Source organism: Curtobacterium sp. MCBA15_013, assembly GCF_001865095.1.
GTDB lineage: Bacteria > Actinomycetota > Actinomycetes > Actinomycetales > Microbacteriaceae > Curtobacterium.
Genome location: NZ_MJGQ01000022.1, coordinates 7,802 through 8,342, shown reverse-complemented (window position 1 = coordinate 8,342; position 541 = coordinate 7,802). Strand labels below are relative to the sequence as shown.

At 73.0% G+C, this 541-nt stretch carries 1 protein-coding gene; it reads left to right on the top strand.

What is annotated here, in order from left to right; translation table 11 throughout:
* Positions 1-56: 56 nt before the first annotated feature.
* A partial coding sequence (locus BIV01_RS12035; RefSeq protein WP_083413999.1) for a tyrosine-protein phosphatase occupies positions 57-541 on the top strand: 485 nt, incomplete at its 3' end.

The following is a 541-nucleotide window of genomic DNA, read 5'->3' as shown; positions in this document are numbered from 1 at the left end:
GGTGTCGATCACGGCGCACCGGTTCGGTGACCTCGACCCCGACCTCGCGGAGCTGCATGTCTGACGTCGATCGCACCCTGCACGCCGAGGGGCTGTTCAACGCGCGCGACCTGGGCGGGCTCCCGCTGCGGGACGGCGGGGCGACCCCGTCCGGGCAGGTCTTCCGGTCCGAGAACGTCGACCGCGTGAGTCCCGTCGGCTGGCAGGCGCTGCGCGACGCGGGGGTCCGTACGGTGGTCGACCTGCGGGCGCCGTGGGAGACGGAGAAGGACACGGGTACCCGGCCGGACTGGGTGACGACCGTCGTGATCGACCACGACGGACTCGAGGCGGCTCCCGCGTTCTGGCAGGCGTACTGGGAGACCGGGCTCGTCGGTACACCGCTGTACTACGGCCCGCACCTCGCCGAGCTGCCGGAGCGCACCGGCTCCGTCCTGCGTGCGATCGCCCGAGCCGAACCGGGCGGTGTCCTCTTCCACTGCGCGGGCGGACGCGACCGCACCGGGATCATCGCGCTCGTCCTGCTGTCCCTCGCCGGCGT